Below are 1,203 nucleotides of genomic sequence, written 5' to 3' on the forward strand. Positions count from 1 at the left end.
GCGCCCCCAATGGCGGCAATGTTCTTCCAGGGAACATTGGGCAGCTTCATGGCATATTCGCAGATAGGCGGTAGTGCTGGGTCGGCTTCGCCTGGCCCGCAGGGTCAGCCGCCGGGTTCGCAGGGTGGTGGCGGTGGTGCGTACATGCCTCCGCAGCATTCGGTGAACAGGGCCGATAGTGCTACCGGGCAGGTTGCCATGCCAAAGATCAACGATGTTACGCCCGCCTCTCCTGGCCAAAGAGGTAATGCTGTACCCAATGGCTCTTGATTGATCGTGCCGCTCGAGATTTGAAGAGGGTTTCTTATGATTAGTTTGCGGTCCATACGCCTTTGCACTCTTGGATTCGCTTTTCTGGGGGCACATGTCGCCTACGCGGAAGGCGGCTGTCCCCCCCGGCTCGTATCCTATCGGGGGCCAGGGTGTGCAAGGCTGCGCCCCGATTCCAGGTGCAGGGGGCGGAGTTTCGCAGCAGAGCCCGTCGCCGCCCCCGAGACCTTTGGGTGAATGGATAAGAACCTGGGGCGGCGTCGCTGTATCCCCGACTACGTCAGACGCCGGTGTTTCAACCGGCCAGCTTTCGAAGAAGGCTGCTGAGCGCGATGCCATGGCAAAGTGTGCAGATAGCGGAGCACGAGACTGCAAGGTAAGCGTTACCTACTTTAATCAATGTATGTCTTGGGTAGTGCCCAGCGGCCGCACAGGGAATGGCAGGTCTGGAATTGGTACCGGCCCAACGCTCGAGCGTGCGGGGGAAATGGCGCAGGGAATCTGCCAGAACGATCAGCCAGGGGCATGCACTGTGATCCACGAGAACTGCACGGAGCAGATCTTTAAAAAGTACTAGCCGATCTTTAGTTGCGGTGTAGGTCTGGCCCTTGCGAGTGAATATCCACTCGTTCGGAAGTAACGAGGATCTCTAGTCGAAATGCCATCGTTTGACGTTGGTTGAGCTGGCCACTCGACCGAGAATCTGGAGGTTGCCCTCGCCGAGGACGCTCAAGAAGAGATGGCCTGATGTGGTGACCGGCAAGGATGACACGGCGGAAGAGCTGTTCGACCGCAACCTGAGCTACATGCAGTTGGCGCTGACGTCGGTGAGCGTGCTGGACGTGGCCGGCGACGCCACCCTGGACAGCGCGAAGACGCGTGCGATGTGGTTTATCGGCCTGGGCACGGGCGGTCCTGCAGTCACTGCCGGTG

Annotated in this window: 1 protein-coding gene and 1 pseudogene; both read left to right on the forward strand. The window is 59.7% G+C overall.

What is annotated here, in order from left to right:
* Positions 1-364: 364 nt before the first annotated feature.
* Complete coding sequence (locus AC07UW_RS20765; RefSeq protein ID WP_495212774.1) at positions 365-847, forward strand: DUF4189 domain-containing protein; 483 nt, start codon at positions 365-367, stop codon at positions 845-847.
* Between the two features lie 175 nt (positions 848-1,022).
* Positions 1,023-1,203: pseudogene (locus AC07UW_RS20770) on the forward strand (TrbL/VirB6 family protein); the annotation flags it as partial.

The sequence above is a fragment of the Stenotrophomonas sp. GW821-FHT02D01 genome (assembly GCF_059421765.1).

Coding starts and splice junctions, on each gene's coding strand:
- AC07UW_RS20765 (WP_495212774.1), top strand. CDS start 365: ATGTCGCCTACGCGGAAGGCGGCTGTCCCCCCCGGCTCGTATCCTATC.